Source organism: Streptococcus didelphis DSM 15616, assembly GCF_000380005.1.
Taxonomy (GTDB): Bacteria; Bacillota; Bacilli; order Lactobacillales; family Streptococcaceae; genus Streptococcus; species Streptococcus didelphis.
This window is the reverse complement of the sequence record NZ_KB904188.1, coordinates 677,447-699,324: the sequence shown is the minus strand read 5'-3', so window position 1 is coordinate 699,324 and position 21,878 is coordinate 677,447. Positions and strand designations below refer to the sequence as shown.

Sequence of the window (21,878 nt, the reverse complement as noted above, 5' to 3'; positions counted from 1 at the left end):
TAAAATTTATTTTAAAAGCTAAAAAACCCCAATCATTCTAGATTCCAGAATGATTGGGGTTTTCTTGTCTTCTTAATTTTTTAGTATCTTAATCATTAGAAGTTCCACTTCTAGACTCTTATTTTACAGATCCTCCAGTGATACCTTCTACATAGTATTTTTGCATAACCATAAAGAGTAGCGTAATTGGTATCGCTATTAGAATAGATCCAGCAGTAAAGGCTTTAAACCAGTAATTAATTGTATCTGGTTGAAGCATTGAGAATAAACCAATGGCTACAGTGTATTTGCTGGTAGCATCCCCTAAGATAACCTGAGCAAAGATGAAATCAATCCACGGACCCATGAATGCTAGAAGGGCTGTGTAGACGATAATAGGCTTAGAGAGTGGTAGGGTAATTTTTAGAAAAATATCTAAACGGGAAGCCCCATCAATCATAGCTGATTCATCTAAGGAATAAGGAATAGTATCAAAGAAGCCTTTAGCAATATAGAAGGTCAAAGCAGCTCCTGCTGAGTATACAAATACTAGTGCTGTTAATGTTTGTGTTAAGCCTAGGGCTTTTAAGATGTAATAAACTGCAATCATGCTCATAAAACCAGGAAACATATTTAAGACCAAGGCTATTTTAAGAAAGCCATTACGGTGTTTAAACTTAATCCGACTTAATGCGTAAGCCATTGCTACCGTGATAAAGGTAGAGATGATACAAGTAAAGGTGGCAACAATAAAAGTATTCATAAACCAGCGAGCAAATGGGAAGGATTCATTGCTAAAGAGTTTAATATAGTTATCTAGTGTCAGTGTCTTAGGTATGAAGTAGTTGACATAGGCTGCACCTTCTCCACGTAGACTTGTTAGGATAACCCAAACAATTGGGAAGAGCCAAAGGATGGAAAGAAGGATAAGTATTAGGTAAACTACACCTAATTGAAAGCGATGTTTGTTTTTCATTATTTAGCAACCCCTTCCTTATAAGATGCGGTTCTTGTATAAGCCAAGAGACTAAAGATAGCTGATACTGCAAAGATTAAAATACCAATAACAGAGGCAATGTTGTAGTCTGCAGCTGTAACAGTTAATTTATAGAGCCAGGTAACCAGTAGGTCAGTTGTTCCAGCTTGATAGTAATGTGAGTTAGTAGGACCTCCACCAGTTAACAAGTAGATAACATTAAAGTTATTAATATTACCAATAAATTGTTGGATGAGGGTAGGTGTCATAATAATAAGAATTTGCGGGAAGGTAATTGAGGTAAAAATCTGGAATTTGCTTGCCCCATCAATTTCAGCAGCTTCAATTTGTTCCCTTGGTAAGTTCATAATAATCCCAGTTGCAATTAACATAGTGAAAGGAATTCCCACCCACATGTTTACAAAGATAATAGAAAACTTAGCCCATAGTGGATCAGACAAGAAGGGTAGGGGATGATGGATTAAACCAATATTCATGAGTAAGGCATTTAAAGGTCCTTGATCATTTAGCAGATTTCTCATGATTAGAAGTGAGATAAACAATGGGACAGCAATTGTAATGACAAAGATTGTACGCCACATTTTTTTGAATTTTAATCCCTTGGTGTTAATCAATAAAGCTAGAATAATCCCAAAGAAGAAGTTGGTTACTGTTGCAAAAACAGCCCAAATTAAGGTCCAGGATAGGACAGGAAAGAATGTTCCAGCCATACGACCAGTAAAAATATTTCTAAAGTTAGCAAATCCAACCCAATCAAATAAGGATTTTGGTGGTAAATGATTATGGTCGAAGTTAGTAAAGGCCAGACAAATCATATAGATAAGAGGTAAGACTGTAAAGAGTAAGACCCCAATTAAAGGAATAATCATTAAGGTAATATGGAAGCGACCATTTGCTAGTGTTTGAAAATCTTCTTTGAAAGTTGGAATCTTTTCTCCAGAATTTTTAATAATATAAAGATTACGAGCACTTTTCAGGTTACACCAGTAGATATAGCAGAAGATAGCGCAAAAAATCAGTGATGCTAGTCCAAAGATAAGCATTAGCATGGAATTATCACCATCTACCGCCACCTGGATTTTAATACCGTCAATGACTTTTGTTGTCATTCCTTGTGTCTGGCTACCTAGGGTAAATAAACCTGCGATAGCAGGAATAATCTGTGAAAAAAAGGAAATTACGAAAACAATTTCACTTAATAAGAAAAGTAAGCCCTTAACAAACTGTTTATTTGCAAGATTTGCAAAACCCATAATCAGAGCTGATAGCTTGATATCTATCCCTCCTTTTTTAAGGGCTTCTGACACAGTTACTTGTTGCTTCAAGTTTGTGTGAGTCATAAAAAATCTCCTTTGTCTAGGATTCATTAATTATCTCAAAAAATTAATGAGTAGTAATATAGAAATGTGTTACCTAAACCTTTAAGCTTTTAAAGGTTTAAGTAGCACTATGCTACATATAAGAAAAACAAGTAGGAGTGGAACTAAATCCTAAAAGTAAGGAACCTTAGTTCCACTCCCTTAAGGAAGAGAATCATCCTATGGAGCCATTAATTCTCACCAGTAACTTGCTTTTAAGTTTAAATTTATTTTGCGTTGGCAATATCTTTATCAAATTGTTTCAATTTGTTCAAGTAGTCGCTTTCTTTGATTTTACCATTGTAAGCATCACTTAAGATAGCAGCACTTTCAGTCCAGAATGTTGCCATTTGGCTAAGTTTTGGCATAACTACAGTGTAGTCTTTAGATGAACCCATTGTGATAACAGTTTTAGCAAGTTCATTTGATTGAACAGCTTCTGAAGCTTGAACGTCTTTGTTAGATGGAACAATGTTACGTGCTTTGAATTGTTTTTCTTGGCTTTCAGCATCAGTTAAATAAGATGCTAATTTGTAACTTGCAGCAATACGTTTTGTATCACCATTTGCTGGTGCTTGGTTAACAGCATAGAGTTTAACACCTAAGAAGGCTTTTTGTTGGACAGTTTCGCCACCAATAGTTACTTTTGGATAAACAGCAACCCCAAGTTTATCTTTACCAATGGCTTCTTGTGCAGCAGCATAATCCCATGGCCCTGATTCAAATGAAGCAACTGAGCCATCACCAAATTTAGACATAACATTGTTTGCATCTAAGCTAACAAAACCTTTATTATTTTTTTGGTCTGCAATCCATTTGAGAACAGCAACACCTTTTTCATTTCCCCAGTTAGTTCCTTTAGCGTCTTCACCATTTTCACCAAATAGGGTATTGCCAACAGACATAAATAATGGACCTGTCACATAGGAGTTAGCTTGTTTAAATGTTCCACCAAAGCTTGCTTTTTCTGTAATAGTTTCATATGAAGTAAGGTCTTCAGGACTTAATTTTTCTTTATTATAGTAAAGAACTTGTGATTCAATACCAAATGGGAAGGCATAGGTTTTACCCTTGTATTGCGCACCAACAATGGCTTGTTCTGTAGCTGTTTTAGCAATATCTTTTGAGTATTGTTCAGGAACTTCTTGGATAGTACCTGATTCTACAAGTTGTCCTAATTGGTCATGAGGAAGTGAGAATACGTCAGCAGCAGTACTTGCATCTTTTTTAATTTTTTCCTGTGCTTTAGGATCTTCTGATTCAACGACTTTAACCTTATAACCAGAATCTTTTTCAAACTTAGCTACTGTATCAGCATAAGATTTTTTTGCTCCAGTTGGAACCCATAATTTAATAGTTTTAGAGTCAGAAGCAGCAGATTCAGTTTTTTCTTTTGAACCGGAAGCACATCCTACTAAAAGTGTACTAGCAAGAGTTAAACTTGCTCCACCAACGATAATTTTTTGCCATGATTTCATAGCTATTTCCTCCTAAGAAATATTTTATACCTCTATTATGCAACCGTTTGCAGAAAAAGTCAATAGTTTTTTGATTTTTTTATTTAAATCGCTTAGAAATATAAATAGGAACCGCTATCAAAGAAAACATTGCTTTTTAAAAAGATAATTGTATAATAAAAAGGAATAAAGAAAAGTTTGATAGAGAACAAATTTTCTTAAAAACGGAGTTAATAATGGTAACAATAAAAGATGTGGCTTCTAAAGCTGGTGTAAATCCCTCTACTGTTAGTAGGGTATTAAAAGATAATCATTCTATTTCTCAGAAAACTAAAGAAAAAGTTAGAAGAGCTATGCAAGAGCTAGGTTATGTCCCCAATGTAGCAGCTCAAATGTTGGCTAGTGGCTTAACACAAAATATAGGTCTAGTATTCCCACCAATTACTTTTAAAGACAGGCTTAGTGAACCCTTCTTTATGCAGATCTTATCAACCATTACTAATGAAGCCAAGTCGCAACATTTTACAGTTTCAATAGCCACAGCTATGACAGTAGATGACTTAGAAGAACAAGTAAAGTTAATGCATCTGCAAAAGCGAGTAGATGGTTTTATTATTCTTTATTCAGAACAAAATGATCCCGTTAGAAAATACCTATTGACCAATAAAATCCCCTTTGTCATTGTGGGTGCCCCAGAAGGGGATGAAAATCAGATTACTTATATCGATAATGATAATCAATTAATGGCAAAGACAGCTGTCAATTATTTATATGAAAAAAGCCACCAGAAAATCTTATTCATTACAGATGATTTGGAATCAGAAGTCGCTTCAGAACGCTACATTGGTTACTTGAAAGGCTCTTTTAAACTTGGTTTAGAGACAAAGCCCATGTTGCTTTTTGATCGTAGTGATCCAGTTGGAGTGGAAGAATTAATAAAAACGATTTTAAACTTTAAGGCAAGTGCCTTAATTGTGATAGGTGATATCATTTCTGTAAGAATAATGCAGCTTCTTTCTTATTATGGTTTGTCTATTCCAGATGATATTTCTTTGATAACATTTAATAATTCAACTTATTCAAAATTAATCCATCCTTACCTTACAACCTTTGATATTAATGTTGACAATTTAGGTAAGACCAGTTTTAAGCAACTCTTAGAAATTATTAATAGTAAAGATCATGCTTTGAGTCAGAAAATAATAGTCCCCTTCACCTTAAAAGTGAGAGAAAGTGTCAGGGATATTAGTAAATAATGAAAAGGTAGCATTTTCAAGAATGTTACTTTTTAGTATTGACTTACGCAAACGCTTGCGCTATAATTTTTTCATAGTCACAATAGACAAGGAGTATATTATGAATAACCGAGCAAGCGGTATACTAATGCATATTAGTTCCCTTCCTGGTGATTTTGGCATTGGAACTTTTGGTAAGTCTGCTTATGATTTTATTGATTTTTTAAGAGAATGTAAACAAACCTATTGGCAGATTTTACCACTCTCAACAACAAGTTTTGGCGATTCACCCTATCAGTCCTTTTCTGCAATAGCAGGTAATACACACTTTATAGATTTTGACTTGCTACTTAAGACGGGTTATTTAGAAAAAGAGGATTTTCAAGGTATTAACTTTGGTGCTAATCCTCAATCTGTTGATTACGCACAGATTTTTAAAAGTAGACGTCCAATTTTGGAAAAGGCTGTGCAGAATTTCTTAGTCAATCCAGATGGTAAAAATGAGCTAGAAGCTTTTGAAAAAAATGCCACTTGGTTAAGTGATTTTGCTGAGTTTATGGCGATTAAGGAATACTTCGGAAATAAAGCTTTGCAAGAATGGGATGACCTTTCAATTGTAAAAAGAGAAGCAGCTGCCCTAGAAGCCTACAGAGCTAAGTTAGCTGATAAAATCCTATATCATAAGGTATGTCAATATTTCTTTTATCAACAATGGCTTGAATTAAAACTTTATGCTAATGCAAATGGGATTCAAATTATTGGTGACATGCCAATTTATATTTCTGCTGATAGTGTTGAAGTCTGGACGATGCCGGAATTATTTAAGGTTGATGCTGATAAGAAACCTTTATACATAGCTGGTGTTCCAGCAGATGGCTTCAGTGAGGATGGTCAGCTATGGGGAAATCCTATCTATAACTGGGAAAATCATCAAAAGACTGGCTTTGCTTGGTGGATAGAACGTATTAAAGAAAGCTTTAAACTTTATGACAAGGTCAGAATTGATCACTTTAAAGGATTTTCTGATTTCTGGGAAATTCCTGGTGGCGATACAACTGCTAAAAATGGTCGCTGGTCATCTGCTCCCGGCTTTGACCTATTTGCTACTGTACGTGAGGAATTAGGTGAATTGCCAATTATAGCTGAAAATTTAGGCTACGTTGATGAAAGAGCAGAAAAGCTTTTAGCAGCTACTGGATTTCCTGGCATGAAAATTTTAGAATTTGGTTTATATGATCAAACAAGTCAGAGCCTTGACTTGCCACATCGCTACCATAAGAATTGTGTAGTTTACACAGGTACTCATGATAATGAGGTGGTTAATGGCTGGTATGAAAATTTAACTGTTAAACAGGCACGTTTTGTTGACAGCTACATTCATCGTTCTACCGAAGAGACGATTACAAAGGCTATGCTAAGAACCATCTTTGCTTCTGTTGGTGACATTGCTATTTTATGTATGCAAGACCTACTAGATAAAGATGCTGATAGTCGCATGAACATGCCAAATACAGTAGGTGGAAACTGGCAATGGCGAATGCTATCAGATGAGATAAAAGATAGCCATAAAGAGTACTTGATTCATTTAACAGAATTATATGGTCGAGCAAATAAGAACTAGATATGTAACGGATACATTTATTGAAAAGAGGATAGTATGACAACTTTTACAACTTTTACTGAGCAGCAGCTTGGTAAAAAGCTTACAGAAGCTACAAATCAAGAAATTTACTTATCATTATTAAGTTTCCTTAAAAGAGAGGCTAGTCAAAAAGCAAAGAATACTGCAAAATGTAAAGTATATTATATTTCAGCAGAATTTCTAATAGGGAAATTACTTTCTAATAACCTCATTAATCTTGGTATTTATAATGATATTAAGCAAGAGCTAGCACTTGCAGGGAAATCAATTGCTCAAATTGAGGATGTGGAATTAGAGCCATCTTTAGGTAACGGAGGACTTGGTCGCCTAGCTTCTTGCTTTATTGATTCCATGTCTACTTTGGGCATTAATGGCGAAGGAGTTGGTTTAAACTATCATTGTGGACTCTTCAAACAGGTTTTCAAAGACAATCTACAAAAAGCAGAGCCTAATTATTGGATCGAAGATAATTCTTGGCTTCTACCAACTGATATTTCCTATGATATCCCCTTTAAAAACTTTACCTTAAAGTCTCGTTTAGATAGAATCGATGTTTTGGGTTACAAGCGAGATAGTAAAAATTACCTCAATTTGTTTGATATAGAAGGAGTTGATTATGGACTTATCAAAGATGGGATTTCATTTGATAAATCAGAAATTAAAAAGAATTTAACGCTATTTCTTTATCCTGATGATTCTGATAAAAATGGGGAACTCCTTCGCATCTATCAACAATATTTCATGGTCTCTAATGCTGCTCAATTAGTAATTGATGAGGCTTTAGAACGTGGGTCAAATCTCCATGACTTAGCTGACTATGCTTATGTTCAAATTAATGATACCCATCCATCAATGGTTATTCCAGAACTGATACGTTTATTGACTGATAAGCATGGTATTGATTTCCAAGAAGCAGTATCCATTGTTAAACATATGGTCGGCTATACCAATCATACCATTCTAGCTGAAGCACTTGAAAAATGGCCTTTAGAATACCTAAATGAAGTTGTTCCTCATCTGGTAACAATTATTCAACAATTAAATGATCTAATAGCAGCAGAGGTTTCAGCACCAGGTTTACAAATTATTGATGATGAAAAACGTGTTCATATGGCACACATGGATATTCATTTTGCAACAAGTGTCAATGGTGTTGCTGCCCTACATACTGAAATCTTAAAAACTAGTGAATTAAAAGAATTTTATCAATTATATCCTGAAAAATTCAATAATAAGACAAATGGAATTACCTTCCGCCGCTGGTTAGAATTTGCCAACCAAGACTTGTCAGCCTACATTAAGGAATTGATTGGAGATGATTATCTAAAAGATGCAAGCAAGCTAGAAAAATTATTAGCCTTTGCAGAGGATAAAGCTGTGCATGCTAGACTAGCTGAAATCAAAAAGAATAATAAGTTGGCCTTAAAACGTTATCTAAAAGAAAATAAGGGCATTGATTTGGATGAAAATTCAATTATTGATACTCAAATCAAGCGTTTCCATGAATACAAGCGCCAACAAATGAATGCTTTATACGTTATCCATAAATACTTGGAAATAAAACAAGGCAAGCTTCCAAAACGGAAAATTACAGTCATCTTTGGTGGTAAGGCTGCACCAGCTTATGTCATTGCACAAGATATTATTCATCTTATCTTATGTTTATCAGAAATGATTAACAATGATCCAGATGTAAATCCTTATTTGAATGTCCATCTAGTAGAAAACTATAACGTGACAGTTGCAGAGCACCTTATCCCAGCCAGTGATATTTCTGAACAGATTTCTTTGGCTTCAAAAGAAGCATCTGGCACAGGGAATATGAAATTTATGTTAAATGGTGCCCTAACTCTTGGAACTATGGATGGTGCCAATGTAGAGATTGCTGATCTAGCAGGTCATGACAACATTTATACTTTTGGTAAGGATTCTGATACTATTATCAAACTTTATGAAGATGCTACTTATGTTTCTAAAGACTATTATGAGTCAGATTCAGCTATTAAAGCTGCTGTTGATTTTATTATTAGTCCCCAAATGCTTGCCATTGGGAATGGTGAGTGCTTGAACCGCCTTTATAAAGAACTTATTACTAAAGATTGGTTTATGACCTTAATAGACCTTGCAGACTATATTAAGGTTAAAGAAAAAATGCTTGCAGACTATGAGGATCAAGAGTTGTGGATGACAAAAGTAGTTCACAATATTGCTAAAGCAGGATTCTTCTCATCTGATAGAACTATTGAACAATATAACCAAGACATTTGGCATTCAACTGAAAAATAGCACATTAAAAAAGCTGGAAAATGTTCCAGCTTTTTTATAATAAACTTTTTTAAACAAGTTTATGAGATTAAGAGTTTAGTAATTGTAATATCCTCATTGGGGTAGTTTTTTTGTAAATGAGAGATGATAGCATCATAGAGTTCATTAATTCTAGCACGTTTTTCTGGAAATTCATGACCAACATAATGGAACTGACTCTCAATAATTAAAAACAATTGATGAAAGAGACCATTTACTTCCTCTAATTTATCCAATAGCCATTGGTCATCTTGAATAAAAGCTGGTAATTGATTGTCTTCTCCTAGCTGCGCATCAGGGACTGTTAAGGGGTAGGTCCCATATTCTAAACAAAGTTCATAGGTCATTTCAATCTCCTTTAGTCATCTTATAGGCTGGTTTTTTAAAATTTAGGATTGTAGTATTGGAGTTGGAGAGAATCAGCCACTGCTTGATTAGTAATCTTGCCTTGATAGGTATTTAAGGCAGTGCGTAGAGGAGAGCCTTTTGCTAGGGCATCTTCAAAAGTATTATTTGCTAGTGATAAAATATACTTGAGACTTGCATTTGTCAGAGCTAGTGTTGACGTTCTAGCTACAGCACCAGGCATATTTGCTACTGCATAATGAATGACACCATCAACTAAATAAGTAGGATTATCATGGCTTGTAACCTTGTTTGCTGTTTCAATAGTTCCACCCTGATCCACAGCTACGTCGATGACAACAGAACCTTTAGCCATGGTTGCAATCATTTCTTTGGTAACAAGTTTAGGAGCTCGTGCTCCAGGGATAAGAACAGCACCAATAACCAAGTCAGCCTCCTTGACACTCTTAGCAATATTAAGAGTGTTGGACATGAGAGTTTGGATTCTGCCTGAGAATTGATTATCTAATTCCACAAGACGTTGAGGATTAATATCTAAAATAGTGACACGTGCACCTAGTCCTAGAGCCATTTGGGCAGCATTCACACCAACATTACCTCCACCAATAATAACAACATGGCCTTTTTTAACACCTGGAACTCCACCAAGTAGAATACCAGACCCACCTTCTATTTTAGTGAGGTATTGGGCTCCTACTTGCACAGCCATACGACCTGCAACTTCACTCATAGGGTTTAATAAAGGTAAGGTTCCTTGATCCACCAAAGTTTCATAAGCTAAACCACTTATTTTGGACTCTAGTAAGGCTTGGGTTAGCTCTGGTGCCGGAGCAAGATGTAAATAAGTAAAGAGTATGAGGTCAGGTCTAAAATACTTATATTCTGATGGTAAGGGTTCTTTAACTTTTACTACTAGGTCAGCTTGCCAGACCTCTTTAGCTTCTTGTTTAATCATAGCCCCTTGCTCTTCATAATCTTGATCAGTAAAGCCTGATCCAAGCCCCGCCCCTGTTTCAATTAAGACTTCATGCTTATTCTCTACTAGGGCCAGTACACCAGCAGGAGTTATAGCTACGCGATTTTCATTGTTTTTAATCTCTTTAGGAATACCAATTTTCATCATTGAAACCTCCATTCTTTCTTTATTCTTTCACAAATAAAAAGGAACGTCAATTATTTGAGATATTGTAAAAAGATGCACAAGCTAATATTTTGCTTAAAGGTAAAGAGAGAAGATATAATAAAAAGAAAATCTGATAAAATAGGAGTTTTTATGTCTAAAAAAATAAGAGTTTTACTCTATTATAAATATGTTCCCATTGAAAATGCTGAGGAATATACGGCTAAACATTTAGCCTTTTGTAAATCAATTGGCCTCAAAGGACGGATCTTAATTGCTGATGAAGGTATTAATGGTACTGTTTCAGGTGATTATGAAACCACTCAAAAATACATGGACTGGGTTCATAGTGATGAGCGCTTTGCTGATCTTTGGTTTAAGATGGATGAAGAGGATGAACAAGCTTTCAAAAAAATGTTTGTACGTTATAAAAAAGAAATCGTCCATTTAGGTCTTGAAGATAATGATTTTGATAATGATGTTAATCCATTGGAACTTACAGGACAATACCTATCACCAAAAGAATTTAAAGAAGCGCTACTTGATGAAGATACAGTTGTATTAGATACTAGAAATGATTATGAATATGACCTAGGACACTTCCGTGGTGCTATTCGTCCTGACATCCGTAATTTCCGAGATCTTCCTCAATGGGTACGTGATAACAAAGATAAATTTATGGAAAAACGTGTTGTTGTCTACTGTACTGGTGGCGTTCGCTGTGAAAAATTCTCTGGTTGGATGGTCAAAGAAGGCTTCAAAGATGTAGGACAGCTTCATGGAGGTATCGCAACTTATGGCAAGGATCCTGAAGTCAAAGGAGAACTCTGGGATGGTGCTATGTATGTCTTTGACGAAAGAATAGCAGTGCCTATTAACCAGGTTGAACCTACCGTAATTGCAAGAGATTATTTTGATGGTGAGCCATGTGAACGTTATGTCAACTGTGCTAACCCATTTTGTAATAAACAAATTTTTGCCTCTGAAGAAAATGAAGCCAAATATGTCCGTGGCTGTTCACCAGAATGTCGTGCTCATGAACGTAATAGATATGTAGAAGAACATAAACTCTCTTATCAAGAATGGGCAGAACGTCTAGAAGCAATCGGGGAAAAACTTCCTGAATATCATACAGTTTAAAAGATTCGATTTCGGATCTTTTTTACTTTATAAGAAGGAAACTCTTAGCTTTAGGGTGGTTCAGAACTCCTTAAAAGATATTGGCTAATGTTAGAACTTATTATATAATGTAGAAAATAATAAAACATTCTAGCTTCAATTTAGGGGATTAAGATGATGACTTTTTATTTTAAAAGACCTCCACTTGTTATGTCGGGCTTGGTTCTTGGGATTCTTTCTTTGGGGAATTTACTAGGAAACTACAGTTTATTGCTTAATAATATTTTACTCATAGTAGCTAGTCTTTTCTATGTCTACTTATTAGCAGGTATGGTAAGGCACCCCTACCAGGTACTGGAAGAATTAAAGTCTCCTCTAGTAGCATCAGTCTTTCCAACCTTTTTTATGGCAGGAATGCTCTTTTCAGCACGCCTTATTAAGGATCTGTCATTTGAGTTAGGGCATTTCTTATGGCTAATCTTCTTTCTGGGAAATTGCTGTCTTATTTTATACTACCTGATTAGGTTTCTTATTCCTTTTTCTTGGAATCATGTTTTTCCTTCCTGGTCAGTACTTTTTGTGGGAATAGCAGTAGCAGCATTGACAGCGCCCTTTAGTCAACATGTTAAAATAGGCCAATTTATCTTTTTTGCCTGCCTTATTTTGACCTTCCTTGTTCTACCATTTATGACCTATAAAGCTTATTTTATAGGCTTAGAATCCTCACTTAAACCTAATATATCAACTTTTTGCGCCCCCTTATCCTTATTGTTAGCTTCTTATTTAGCAGCCTTCCCTGCACCAGATTCTAGACTAGTCATCTTTTTGACCCTAACGTCACAATTATTGTATTTTTTTGTGCTCTTTCAACTACCTGTTTTGATTAAAAGAGATTTTAATCCTGGATTTGCGGCTTTCACTTTTCCCTTTGTCATCAGTGCAACTTCTTTGAAGGGAGCTTTAACTTATCTAGGCTTAAGTAAGGGATTTGTTCTATTACTGATTTTTGAAATACTAGTGGCTACCTTATTAGTTGTTTATGTGACTTATTTATATGGCACTTTTTTGATAAGAAAAAAAGCGAAAGAATAATGTCTCTCGTTTTTATCTAATATACTATAGTTAAATTTAACGTGCTACGCGACGACGAGCAGCTTTTTTACGATTTTCTTCAATGAAGGCTTCTTTTTCTTCTTCAGGTTCGATAATGGTTTTTTTAACAGCAAATAAAGCGCCAGCAAGAGTAGCAGCAGTTGCAAATACACCAGTAGCTAATCCTTTAGCAAATGGATACTTCTTAGACATAACATTTCTCCGTTTCTATAGTGACATTATTAAGTGTTATCACTTCTTATGTTATAATATATGGTAACGAAAATGAAGTGAAATTTCAAGGAAAAGGTGTTTTTTAACGATTTTTCATATAGAAAGTTAATAAAACTTAGTAATGAATGTAAAAAATAAAATTGTTGTCATTGTGGGTCCAACAGCAGTTGGAAAAACATCGCTTGGTATTAAATTGGCTCAAGAGCTTAATGGAGAAATCATTTCTGGTGATAGTCAGCAGGTATATAAGGATTTAGATATAGGGACAGCTAAGGCAAATGAGCAGGAACAGGCTGCAGCAAAACATTATTTAATTGATATCAGACAGGTCACTGAAACCTATTCTGTTTATGATTTTGTCCAAGATGCCACAAGGGCTATTGAGGAGATTCTTGCAAAAGGCAAGGTGCCCATTATTGTGGGAGGAACTGGTCTTTACTTGCAAAGTCTTTTAGAAGGCTATCATCTAGGTGGTAATCTTGATCAAGAAGCTCTGCTTGATTATCGAAAAAAATTAGATAAACTTACTGACCAAGAATTGTATGCCAAACTCCTGGACAAGGAGCTTCAAGTAAAGCAAGTAAATAGACGTCGTGCTATTAGGGCTCTAGAATTAGCTCGTTTTGGTAAGGATTTGGAGAATAGAGACTTTCCCTACCAGAGTCTTGTTATTGGCCTTAATGATGACAGGCCAATCATCTACTATCGTATTAATCAAAGGGTAGACAAGATGTTAGAAGAGGGCTTGCTGGACGAGGCAAAATGGCTCTTTGAAAATTATCCTGATGCACAAGCAAGTAGGGGAATTGGCTACAAAGAATTGTTCCCTTATTTTAAAAGAGAAGCTTCGCTTGAAGAAGCTAGGGAAAAATTAAAACAAAACACAAGAAGATTTGCTAAAAGGCAGTTAACATGGTTTAAAAATAGGATGGCTCTAGATTTTTATACGATTAGTGATCCAGCTTACCCAAATAATATACTGCAAGAGGTTAAAAAATTTTTAGAGAAAGCCTAAGAAGGATTTTTTGTGCTCAAGTGAAAAAAGTATTTTTGTGATATAATGAGTGTTACGGAATCTGGGGGTAGAATATGTCAATGATAGATGTTAAAGAGAATCAAGAACGTGTTGTTTTAGTTGGAGTAGCTCTACAAAACACCGAAAATTTCGACATGTCTATGCAGGAATTGGCAAGTCTAGCCAAGACAGCAGGTGCCAATGTTTTAGAAAGTTTTAGCCAAAAGCGAGAAAAAGTTGATAGTAAAACCTTCATTGGTTCTGGGAAACTTGAAGAATTAAAGGCTATTATTGATAGTCAAGAAGTCGATACTGTTATTGTTAATAATAGATTAACAGCACGTCAAAATACGAATTTAGAAGCAGAATTAGGAATAAAAGTAATTGATAGAATGCAATTAATCCTTGATATCTTTGCTATGCGTGCAAGAAGTCACGAAGGAAAATTACAGGTCCATCTGGCCCAATTAAAATACATGTTGCCAAGATTAGTTGGACAAGGGGTAATGCTTAGTCGTCAAGCAGGTGGGATTGGAAGTAGAGGTCCTGGGGAAAGTCAGCTCGAGTTAAATAGACGTTCAATTAGAAATCAAATTACAGATATTGAAAAACAGATAGCTCTTGTGGAAAAAAATAGACAAACGCTAAGAAATAAAAGGGTTGATTCTGACACCTTCAAAATAGGCTTAATAGGCTATACAAATGCTGGCAAGTCAACTATTATGAATGTCTTAACAGATAAAAGCCAGTATGAAGCTGATGAGCTTTTTGCCACCTTAGATGCCACTACCAAACAAATTTATTTACAAAATCAATTTCAGGCCACTTTAACAGATACAGTTGGTTTTATACAGGATTTACCAACAGAATTAGTAGCAGCCTTTAAATCAACTTTGGAAGAAAGTCGCCATGTTGATCTTCTTTTGCATGTTATAGATGCTAGTGACCCCAATCATTTGGAACATGAAAAGGTAGTTTTAGACATCTTAAAAGAATTAGATATGTTAGATATCCCTCGCTTATCTATTTATAATAAAATGGATCTTAGTCCTAACCTTAAAGCTACTGCCTTTCCTAATGTCAGAATCTCTGCTAAAAGTAAGGATAGTGCTGCTTTATTGCGACGCCTTATTATTGATTGTATTCGGGATATTTATCAACCTTTTTCAGTTAAAGTGAGTCAAGATAAGATTTATAAATTATATGACTTAAATAAGGTGGCCTTACTTGATACGTATACCTTTGATCAAGAAATTGAAGAAGTTTCAGGCTATATTGCTAGTAAGAATAAGTGGAGATTAGAAGAATTATATGACTAATTATATCGATTTAGCTCTAGAGTATGGGGGTTTTACAAGCCTTGATGCAAACTATTTAAAGACTTGTTTACAAGGTTTAGATCACAGTCAAAAACTTAAAGTAATTACCCCACCTCCAAGTGTTATCAATGCTTATTTTGCAGAAATCTATCAAAAACAATCCCCAAAAGCTGCAACAGATTATTTTTTCAATTTATCTCAGGCCTTGGAACTGACTGTGAAAGAACCTGATTTCAAGAAGGAAGAAAAACCCTTTATAAGACTTAATATTGCTGGCAAGTCATATGGTTTTGCTTATGAAGGAAAAAAAGAGCTTGCTCTTGTATTTTCTGAGAAGGAAGAAGGTTTTACAGAATTATTTTTATTTGAATTAGTAAAAATTTTCCCTCATTATCTTGCTTGGCTTGAAGATGGTAAACTTAAAATGCAAGCTCATTTACTAGATAGTTCTAATGCAGAAGAAGTCGTTTTAGAAGGAAGCTTATTAACAAAAGCCTTTCAACTGGATAATGGATGGACAGTAATAAGTGGCTACAATGCAGAAGAAGTCTTAGAGCTTGGACAAAGCTTTTCAGGAGAGAAATATTATGGTTTTGAGCAAAGAGAATTCAAATTATATATAAACAATTAGAAAGTACAGGATGTATGGAAATACAATTTTTAGGAACTGGAGCTGGACAGCCAGCTAAACAGAGAAATGTTTCAAGTTTGGCCTTAAAACTCTTAGATGAAATCAATGAGGTTTGGCTCTTTGACTGTGGTGAAGGAACGCAAAGACAGATACTGGAAACAACCATTAAACCACGTAAAATTAAAAAGATTTTTATTACCCATTTACATGGGGATCATATTTTTGGTTTACCTGGTTTTTTATCTAGCCGCTCTTTTCAGGCTAGTGATGAACAAACGGACTTGGAAATTTATGGACCAGTAGGTATAAAAACTTTCGTAGAGACTAGCTTAAAGGTCTCAGGCTCCAAGATACCTTATCACATTCATTATTTTGAATTCGATGAAAATAGTCTTGGTAAAATTATGGAGACAGACAAGTTTACAGTCTATGGTCAAAAACTAGCCCATACTATATTTTGTATTGGTTATAGGGTTGTTCAAAAAGACCTTGAAGGAACTTTAGATGCAGAAGCCCTTAGGGCAGTAGGACTTCCTTTTGGCCCTCTTTTTGGTAAGGTGAAAAATGGTCAAGATGTTGAATTAGCTGATGGCCGTAAGATTATTGCAAAAGATTTTATTTCAGCACCTAAAAAAGGAAAAATTATTACAATTATTGGCGATACACGAAAGACAATGGCTAGTCAAAAATTAGCACAAGATGCTGATGTCTTAGTGCATGAATCGACCTACGGCAAGGGTGATGAGCGGATAGCAAAAAATCATGGGCATTCAACAAACATGCAGGCAGCACAAATTGCTCGAGATGCGAATGTTAAATGCTTGTTACTTAACCATGTTTCAGCACGCTTTTTGGGACGTGACTGTAGACAAATGGAAAAAGATGCTTCAACTATATTTAGTAATGTTAAAATTGTTAGAGATTTCGAGGAAGTGAGTATTTAATGTCACAACGTAATATCCTAATTACAGGAGCCTCTGGTGGATTAGCGGAGGCTATGATAAAACAATTACCTCAGGAAGATTTCTTAATCCTCCTTGGGAGAAACAAAGAAAAGTTAGAAAAACTTTATAGCTTTCATCAGAAAAAAGTCTGTTTGGCAATAGATATAAAAGATAGTCAGGCTATCCAAGAACTTGTTGAAAAACTTTGGCAAACTTATGGGAAAATTGATATTTTAATTAATAATGCAGGCTTTGGTACCTTTAAAAATGCCCATGAATTTTCCAACACTGAGATTGAAGAAATGTTTCAAGTCAACAGTCTTGCCAGCATTCACTTTGCTCGTTTACTAGGACAAAAAATGGCGACTATTGGTAAGGGGCATATTATTAATATTGTTTCCATGGCTGGATTAATCGCATCAGCAAAATCAAGTATTTATTCTGCTACTAAATTTGCGGTCATTGGCTTTTCAAATGCCCTACGTTTAGAATTAGCTGATAGCCAGGTCTTTGTGACAACAGTAAACCCTGGTCCTATAGACACTCATTTCTTTGACCAAGCAGATCCATCTGGTGCTTACCTTAAAAGTGTTGAAAAATTTAGCTTAAAGCCAGAAGAAGTAGCAAAGAGAATCATAGCTATCCTTGGTAAAAATAAGCGTGATTTAAATATGCCGTTGGCTCTAGCCTGTGCTCATAAATGTTACATACTTTTTCCTAGAATTTCTGATTATCTTGCAAGAAAGGTTTTTAATTATAAATGATAAAGCCTAAATATGAATGGAAAATAAATGACAAGAAGCCAGATGATGGCTTCTTTAAGCTAGCTGAGAAAAAAGGACTAGATCACCTAACAGCAGAACTCTTATTTGCCCGTAATATAAGAGATGAAAAGCATCTAGATGATTTTTTAACCACTGATTTATCAACTTTGCATGATCCTTATTTGTTAAATGATATGGAAAAATCAGTTGGCAGAATACGTCAAGCCATTGAAAATGGGGAGCAAATCCTCATCTATGGTGATTATGATGCTGATGGTATGACAGCTGCTAGTATTGTCAAAGAGACCCTTGAAATGATAGGTGCAGAAGCTTTGGTTTATTTACCTAATCGTTTTACAGATGGCTATGGTCCTAATCTAAGTGTTTATAAATATTTTATTGAACAAAATAACGTTTCCTTAATTATAACTGTTGATAACGGTGTTTCTGGCCATGAAGCAATTGCTTATGCTCAGAGTGTGGGAGTAGATGTTATTGTCACAGATCATCATAGCTTACCTGAATATTTACCAGAAGCTTATGCCATTATTCATCCAGAACATCCTGACGCTAATTATCCCTTTAAACACCTAGCAGGTTGTGGTGTGGCCTTTAAACTAGCTTGTGCCTTACTAGAAGGTATTCCCACTGAATTTTTAGATTTAGTCTCTATTGGGACAATTGCTGATATGGTCAGCTTACAGGATGAAAATCGAATCCTTGTTAAAAATGGCTTACAGGTGTTGAAAAATACAGAACGACTAGGTTTACAAGAGCTAATGGGACTTGGACAGGTTGATTATGACCAATTTAATGAGGATGTAGTTGGCTTTAAACTAGCCCCTCAATTGAATGCCCTTGGCCGTTTAGATGATCCAAATCCTGCTATAGAATTATTAACAGGCTTTGATGAAGAAGAAGCTGCTAATATTGCTCAATTTATTAATGAAAAAAATGAAGAACGCAAGAACCTGGTTCAAAATATTTTTGATCAAGCCATAAAAATGGTAGATCCTCAAAAACCCATTCAGATCCTAGCAAAAGAAGGTTGGCATCCAGGAGTTTTAGGAATAGTAGCTGGTCGTATCATGGAAGAGCTTAGTCAACCAGTCATTGTCTTAGCTATTGAAAAAGATTATGCTAAAGGGTCTGCAAGAAGTATTGATGCTGTTAATATTTTTAAGGCCTTGACCAGTCAAAAAGCATTATTAAGTGCCTTTGGAGGACATGCTGGTGCAGCTGGAATGACCTTGCCTAGAGAGAATCTTGAAAAGCTTTCTGATAATTTATGTCAATACTTAATAGATAGTGGTATTGATCTTAGTCAAAAAAATAGCTTGCAGATTGATGATGACTTAAGGCTTGACCAATTAAAGCTAGAAACTCTCAAAAATCTTGACTTCTTATCGCCATTTGGTATGGATAATAAGAAACCGGTTTTTCGTATTAAAGAATTCAAGCTTGTTCAAGCTCGGTTACTAGGCCAAGATAAAAAGCATTTAAAATTTAGAATTACAAAAGATGGCTTTGAAACAGATGTACTTGCTTTTAACAAGGGTTACCTTTTCCAAGAATTTCAACAGGCTAAGGGATTAGAATTAGCCGTTACCTTGTCTCTTAATTCTTGGAATGGAAAAATAAGCCTGCAATTAATGTTGGTCGATGCAAGAGTTGAAGGTCTTCAACTCTTTGATATGAGAGCTAGAAATGCTCAAATACCTGAGGGCCTCCCAGATATTTTTGAAGATCAGACAAGTAGCGAAGTTCTTATTGATAAGATTCCAGAAAATATCCAGGACTTAAAAGACCAGTTAATCTCCCGAGATCTAAAAGCTATTTATTTTAAAAATAGGATTGAAAACCCTTATTACTTATCTGGTTATGGTAGTAAGGAGCAGTTTGCAAGACTCTACAAAACCATCTATCAGTTTCCAGAATTTGATATTCGTTTTAAGTTGGAAGAATTAAGTGATTATTTGAAGATAGAAAAAATACTCCTCATTAAGATGATTCAAATTTTTGAGGAATTACATTTTGTGACAATATCGAATGGTCTCGTGACGGTTAATAAAGAGGCAGCCAAGAGAGATATTTCTGAGAGTACTATCTATCAAGATCTAAAAGCCTTGATAAAAGTACAAGAAATTATGGCTTTAGCTACCCCTCAAGAAATTTATAACTATTTATGTCATTTGTAGAAGAATGCAAGACACTTTCTTTTACTTAAAAAACGATGTGGTAAGAGCAAGGATTAAGAGGACTTTAATTTACGAAACTATTTTTTCGTGATATAATGAAGAGTATTTTAATTTTGGCCTTTGCCACTAGAAAGATTTTAATTTTATTATGGATTTAACAAATTATATTGCATCAATTGAGGATTATCCCAAAGCAGGCGTAACCTTTCGTGATATTTCACCTTTAATGGCTGATGGAAAAGCTTACAATTATGCTATTCGTGAAATTGCACACTACGCTTGGGATAAAGAAATTGATATGATAGTAGGGCCTGAAGCGCGTGGTTTTATTATTGGCTGTCCAGTAGCTGTAGAACTTGGGATAGGGTTTGCACCAGTTCGTAAGCCAGGGAAATTACCACGTGAAGTGGTATCAGCTGATTATGAAAAAGAATATGGTTTAGATACTTTAACCATGCATTCTGATGCTATTAAGCCAGGTCAACGTGTGCTCATTGTAGATGACTTACTAGCCACAGGTGGAACTGTTAAAGCTACAATTGAAATGGTTGAAAAACTAGGTGGAATAGTTGCAGGCTGTGCATTTCTCATTGAATTAGATGGACTAAATGGTCGTGAGGCTCTGGGTGGTATTGACTATAAGGTTTTGATGCATTTCCCAGGATAATACAAGAAAAGAAACTGATATAAAAAGAGGATTTACTTTTTTATCAGCTATGATAAGAGGGATTATGAGCTTTTTAGAACATTATAAGTCAGGCAACTTGGTTTATCCCAGTGCCTTACTTTTTCATTTTAAGGATATTTTTTCAAATACAGATGATTTTTTGGTCTGGCAGTTTTTTTATTTGCAAAATACAACAAGAAGTGATGAATTGGCTCCCAGTCAGATTGCCAGTGCACTAGGAAAAACGGTAGCTGAAGTTAACCGATCCATATCTAATTTAACTAGTCAAGAATTACTTGATATGAAAACAATCAAGGTAGCTGATGAGATTGAAACAATCATTGATGCAAGTCCAGTTTTGGAAAAGTTAGATCTCTTATTAGCTCGTTCTCAGCAAGCTGAGAGTGATGAGGCTAGCCAGCCTAATCAATTCAAAAAAATCGTTGATGAATTTGAACGTGAATTGGGACGTTTCCTTAGTCCTTTTGAATTAGAAGATTTAGAAAAAACACTAAATGAAGACCATACAGATGTTGAACTAATCAGAGAAGCTCTGAAAGAAGCTGTTTTTAATGGCAAAACCAATTGGAAATATATTCAGGCTATTCTCAGAAACTGGCGTAAAGAAGGTATTACCAATAGTTATCAAATTGAAGAAAGAAGACAAGCACATAAAGAGGCTAGTCAATCACAAGTGACCCTTTCAGATGACTTTTTGGCAGCCATGGATCTTTGGAGTGACTAATGAGAATAGGTAAGCAAAGACTAGCAAAAGTCCTGACCATCATTGGACAAATGTTTCCAGAAGCTAAGGGGGAGCTTGAGTGGGATACTCCTTTTCATCTTCTGATTGCAGTCATTCTATCTGCTCAGACAACAGATAAGGCTGTTAATAAAATAACACCTATGCTTTGGGCAAAATATCCCCAGATTGAAGATTTAGCTCAGGCTAATCTTGTCGATTTGGAAAATTCTTTAAGGACTATAGGCTTGTATAAAAACAAGGCTAAAAACATCTTAAAAACAGCTAATCTTATTTTGGATAAATTTAATGGGCAGGTTCCAAAAACCCATGCAGAATTAGAAAGTTTGCCAGGAGTTGGACGAAAAACAGCCAATGTCGTTTTAGCAGAAGTTTATGGCATTCCATCAATTGCTGTTGACACCCATGTTTCTCGGGTCTCTAAAAGGTTAAATATTTCGGCTCCAGATGCAGATGTAGCTGAGATTGAAAGAGATTTAATGGCTAAAATTCCTAAAAAAGACTGGATAATAACCCATCACAGATTAATATTTTTTGGGAGATATCATTGCTTAGCCAAAAATCCTAAATGTTCTATATGTCCTCTTCAGAAATATTGCAAATATTATAAAGACACTATTGCACCTCAGAAAGCTAAATAAGCTTTCTTTTTTTATAGCCTTACTTTTGTTATA

General features: G+C 35.2%; 20 protein-coding genes. 14 read left to right on the top strand and 6 right to left on the bottom strand.

Annotation, left to right across the window (positions count from 1 at the left end; translation table 11 throughout):
• Nucleotides 1-118: 118 nt before the first annotated feature.
• The 3 genes from A3GU_RS0103475 to A3GU_RS0103465 form a co-directional block, all read right to left on the bottom strand.
• Nucleotides 119-955 carry a sugar ABC transporter permease gene (locus A3GU_RS0103475; protein ID WP_018366157.1) on the bottom strand — a complete coding sequence of 279 codons (837 nt, stop codon included), beginning with the start codon at nucleotides 953-955 and terminating at the stop codon, nucleotides 119-121.
• On the bottom strand, nucleotides 955-2,316 hold the full coding sequence (locus A3GU_RS0103470; RefSeq protein ID WP_018366156.1) for a carbohydrate ABC transporter permease: 1,362 nt from the start codon (nucleotides 2,314-2,316) through the stop codon (nucleotides 955-957). Before A3GU_RS0103470 ends, A3GU_RS0103475 begins: the two co-directional genes overlap by 1 nt.
• 245 nt (nucleotides 2,317-2,561) lie before the next feature.
• Nucleotides 2,562-3,812, bottom strand: a complete 1,251-nt coding sequence (locus A3GU_RS0103465) for an extracellular solute-binding protein (RefSeq protein ID WP_018366155.1) — start codon at nucleotides 3,810-3,812, stop codon at nucleotides 2,562-2,564.
• Between the two features lie 215 nt (nucleotides 3,813-4,027).
• Between A3GU_RS0103465 and A3GU_RS0103460 the strand changes: the two genes are divergently transcribed.
• Genes A3GU_RS0103460 through glgP form a run of 3 tightly spaced genes read left to right on the top strand, consistent with a single transcriptional unit; the run spans nucleotide 4,028 to nucleotide 8,954 of the window.
• On the top strand, nucleotides 4,028-5,047 hold the full coding sequence (locus A3GU_RS0103460; RefSeq protein ID WP_018366154.1) for a LacI family DNA-binding transcriptional regulator: 1,020 nt from the start codon (nucleotides 4,028-4,030) through the stop codon (nucleotides 5,045-5,047).
• 22 nt (nucleotides 5,048-5,069) lie between these two features.
• Nucleotides 5,070-6,647: a 4-alpha-glucanotransferase gene (malQ, locus tag A3GU_RS0103455; protein WP_083906198.1), complete on the top strand. Its 1,578-nt coding sequence runs from the start codon at nucleotides 5,070-5,072 to the stop codon at nucleotides 6,645-6,647.
• 36 nt (nucleotides 6,648-6,683) lie between these two features.
• A complete protein-coding gene (glgP, locus tag A3GU_RS0103450) occupies nucleotides 6,684-8,954 on the top strand; it encodes a glycogen/starch/alpha-glucan family phosphorylase (RefSeq protein ID WP_018366152.1) in 2,271 nt (756 codons plus the stop codon).
• A gap of 59 nt (nucleotides 8,955-9,013) precedes the next feature.
• On the opposite strand, the gene A3GU_RS0103445 is transcribed toward glgP, so the two are convergent.
• Both A3GU_RS0103445 and ald read right to left on the bottom strand, forming a co-directional pair.
• Nucleotides 9,014-9,319 carry a hypothetical protein gene (locus A3GU_RS0103445; RefSeq protein ID WP_018366151.1) on the bottom strand — a complete coding sequence of 102 codons (306 nt, stop codon included), beginning with the start codon at nucleotides 9,317-9,319 and terminating at the stop codon, nucleotides 9,014-9,016.
• 35 nt (nucleotides 9,320-9,354) lie between these two features.
• Nucleotides 9,355-10,458 (bottom strand): alanine dehydrogenase, encoded by a 1,104-nt coding sequence (gene ald / locus A3GU_RS0103440; RefSeq protein ID WP_026216434.1) that lies wholly within the window; start codon nucleotides 10,456-10,458, stop codon nucleotides 9,355-9,357.
• 153 nt (nucleotides 10,459-10,611) lie between these two features.
• Here ald and trhO point away from each other — a divergent pair, with 153 nt between their 5' ends.
• Both trhO and A3GU_RS0103430 read left to right on the top strand, forming a co-directional pair.
• The gene (gene trhO / locus A3GU_RS0103435) at nucleotides 10,612-11,598 is read left to right on the top strand and encodes an oxygen-dependent tRNA uridine(34) hydroxylase TrhO (RefSeq protein ID WP_018366149.1); all 987 of its coding nucleotides are present in this window, start codon (nucleotides 10,612-10,614) and stop codon (nucleotides 11,596-11,598) included.
• A 153-nt stretch (nucleotides 11,599-11,751) separates the two neighbouring features.
• The gene (locus A3GU_RS0103430; protein ID WP_018366148.1) at nucleotides 11,752-12,669 is read left to right on the top strand and encodes a TDT family transporter; all 918 of its coding nucleotides are present in this window, start codon (nucleotides 11,752-11,754) and stop codon (nucleotides 12,667-12,669) included.
• Between the two features lie 36 nt (nucleotides 12,670-12,705).
• Here A3GU_RS0103430 and A3GU_RS09985 read toward each other — a convergent pair whose 3' ends face one another.
• Nucleotides 12,706-12,882 (bottom strand): DUF3042 family protein, encoded by a 177-nt coding sequence (locus A3GU_RS09985; protein ID WP_018366147.1) that lies wholly within the window; start codon nucleotides 12,880-12,882, stop codon nucleotides 12,706-12,708.
• Between the two features lie 142 nt (nucleotides 12,883-13,024).
• Between A3GU_RS09985 and miaA the strand changes: the two genes are divergently transcribed.
• The 9 genes from miaA to nth all read left to right on the top strand — a co-directional run bounded on the left by miaA (nucleotide 13,025) and on the right by nth (nucleotide 21,845).
• Nucleotides 13,025-13,918 (top strand): tRNA (adenosine(37)-N6)-dimethylallyltransferase MiaA, encoded by an 894-nt coding sequence (miaA, locus tag A3GU_RS0103420; protein WP_018366146.1) that lies wholly within the window; start codon nucleotides 13,025-13,027, stop codon nucleotides 13,916-13,918.
• Nucleotides 13,919-13,998: 80 nt separating this feature from the next.
• Complete coding sequence (gene hflX, locus A3GU_RS0103415; RefSeq protein WP_026216432.1) at nucleotides 13,999-15,237, top strand: GTPase HflX; 1,239 nt, start codon at nucleotides 13,999-14,001, stop codon at nucleotides 15,235-15,237.
• On the top strand, nucleotides 15,230-15,868 hold the full coding sequence (locus A3GU_RS0103410) for a hypothetical protein (protein ID WP_018366144.1): 639 nt from the start codon (nucleotides 15,230-15,232) through the stop codon (nucleotides 15,866-15,868). The genes hflX and A3GU_RS0103410 overlap by 8 nt, the downstream gene beginning before the upstream one ends.
• A gap of 14 nt (nucleotides 15,869-15,882) precedes the next feature.
• The gene (gene rnz / locus A3GU_RS0103405) at nucleotides 15,883-16,812 is read left to right on the top strand and encodes a ribonuclease Z (RefSeq protein WP_018366143.1); all 930 of its coding nucleotides are present in this window, start codon (nucleotides 15,883-15,885) and stop codon (nucleotides 16,810-16,812) included.
• Entirely contained in the window at nucleotides 16,812-17,576 is a 765-nt protein-coding gene (locus A3GU_RS0103400) for an SDR family NAD(P)-dependent oxidoreductase (protein WP_018366142.1), read from the top strand. The genes rnz and A3GU_RS0103400 overlap by 1 nt, the downstream gene beginning before the upstream one ends.
• On the top strand, nucleotides 17,573-19,774 hold the full coding sequence (recJ, locus tag A3GU_RS0103395) for a single-stranded-DNA-specific exonuclease RecJ (RefSeq protein ID WP_018366141.1): 2,202 nt from the start codon (nucleotides 17,573-17,575) through the stop codon (nucleotides 19,772-19,774). Before A3GU_RS0103400 ends, recJ begins: the two co-directional genes overlap by 4 nt.
• A gap of 148 nt (nucleotides 19,775-19,922) precedes the next feature.
• Nucleotides 19,923-20,441 carry an adenine phosphoribosyltransferase gene (locus A3GU_RS0103390; protein WP_018366140.1) on the top strand — a complete coding sequence of 173 codons (519 nt, stop codon included), beginning with the start codon at nucleotides 19,923-19,925 and terminating at the stop codon, nucleotides 20,439-20,441.
• 64 nt (nucleotides 20,442-20,505) lie between these two features.
• Nucleotides 20,506-21,186, top strand: a complete 681-nt coding sequence (locus A3GU_RS0103385) for a DnaD domain-containing protein (protein ID WP_018366139.1) — start codon at nucleotides 20,506-20,508, stop codon at nucleotides 21,184-21,186.
• Nucleotides 21,186-21,845 (top strand): endonuclease III, encoded by a 660-nt coding sequence (gene nth, locus A3GU_RS0103380; RefSeq protein ID WP_018366138.1) that lies wholly within the window; start codon nucleotides 21,186-21,188, stop codon nucleotides 21,843-21,845. Before A3GU_RS0103385 ends, nth begins: the two co-directional genes overlap by 1 nt.
• Nucleotides 21,846-21,878: the final 33 nt, after the last annotated feature.

What these genes read in the sequence shown, in the direction of transcription:
- A3GU_RS0103475 (WP_018366157.1), bottom strand. Translation starts at nt 955, where the DNA reads ATGAAAAACAAACATCGCTTTCAATTAGGTGTAGTTTACCTAATACTT.
- A3GU_RS0103470 (WP_018366156.1), bottom strand. Translation starts at nt 2,316, where the DNA reads ATGACTCACACAAACTTGAAGCAACAAGTAACTGTGTCAGAAGCCCTT.
- A3GU_RS0103465 (WP_018366155.1), bottom strand. Translation starts at nt 3,812, where the DNA reads ATGAAATCATGGCAAAAAATTATCGTTGGTGGAGCAAGTTTAACTCTT.
- A3GU_RS0103460 (WP_018366154.1), top strand. Translation starts at nt 4,028, where the DNA reads ATGGTAACAATAAAAGATGTGGCTTCTAAAGCTGGTGTAAATCCCTCT.
- malQ (WP_083906198.1), top strand. Translation starts at nt 5,070, where the DNA reads ATGTTACTTTTTAGTATTGACTTACGCAAACGCTTGCGCTATAATTTT.
- glgP (WP_018366152.1), top strand. Translation starts at nt 6,684, where the DNA reads ATGACAACTTTTACAACTTTTACTGAGCAGCAGCTTGGTAAAAAGCTT.
- A3GU_RS0103445 (WP_018366151.1), bottom strand. Translation starts at nt 9,319, where the DNA reads ATGACCTATGAACTTTGTTTAGAATATGGGACCTACCCCTTAACAGTC.
- ald (WP_026216434.1), bottom strand. Translation starts at nt 10,458, where the DNA reads ATGAAAATTGGTATTCCTAAAGAGATTAAAAACAATGAAAATCGCGTA.
- trhO (WP_018366149.1), top strand. Translation starts at nt 10,612, where the DNA reads ATGTCTAAAAAAATAAGAGTTTTACTCTATTATAAATATGTTCCCATT.
- A3GU_RS0103430 (WP_018366148.1), top strand. Translation starts at nt 11,752, where the DNA reads ATGATGACTTTTTATTTTAAAAGACCTCCACTTGTTATGTCGGGCTTG.
- A3GU_RS09985 (WP_018366147.1), bottom strand. Translation starts at nt 12,882, where the DNA reads ATGTCTAAGAAGTATCCATTTGCTAAAGGATTAGCTACTGGTGTATTT.
- miaA (WP_018366146.1), top strand. Translation starts at nt 13,025, where the DNA reads ATGAATGTAAAAAATAAAATTGTTGTCATTGTGGGTCCAACAGCAGTT.
- hflX (WP_026216432.1), top strand. Translation starts at nt 13,999, where the DNA reads ATGATAGATGTTAAAGAGAATCAAGAACGTGTTGTTTTAGTTGGAGTA.
- A3GU_RS0103410 (WP_018366144.1), top strand. Translation starts at nt 15,230, where the DNA reads ATGACTAATTATATCGATTTAGCTCTAGAGTATGGGGGTTTTACAAGC.
- rnz (WP_018366143.1), top strand. Translation starts at nt 15,883, where the DNA reads ATGGAAATACAATTTTTAGGAACTGGAGCTGGACAGCCAGCTAAACAG.
- A3GU_RS0103400 (WP_018366142.1), top strand. Translation starts at nt 16,812, where the DNA reads ATGTCACAACGTAATATCCTAATTACAGGAGCCTCTGGTGGATTAGCG.
- recJ (WP_018366141.1), top strand. Translation starts at nt 17,573, where the DNA reads ATGATAAAGCCTAAATATGAATGGAAAATAAATGACAAGAAGCCAGAT.
- A3GU_RS0103390 (WP_018366140.1), top strand. Translation starts at nt 19,923, where the DNA reads ATGGATTTAACAAATTATATTGCATCAATTGAGGATTATCCCAAAGCA.
- A3GU_RS0103385 (WP_018366139.1), top strand. Translation starts at nt 20,506, where the DNA reads ATGAGCTTTTTAGAACATTATAAGTCAGGCAACTTGGTTTATCCCAGT.
- nth (WP_018366138.1), top strand. Translation starts at nt 21,186, where the DNA reads ATGAGAATAGGTAAGCAAAGACTAGCAAAAGTCCTGACCATCATTGGA.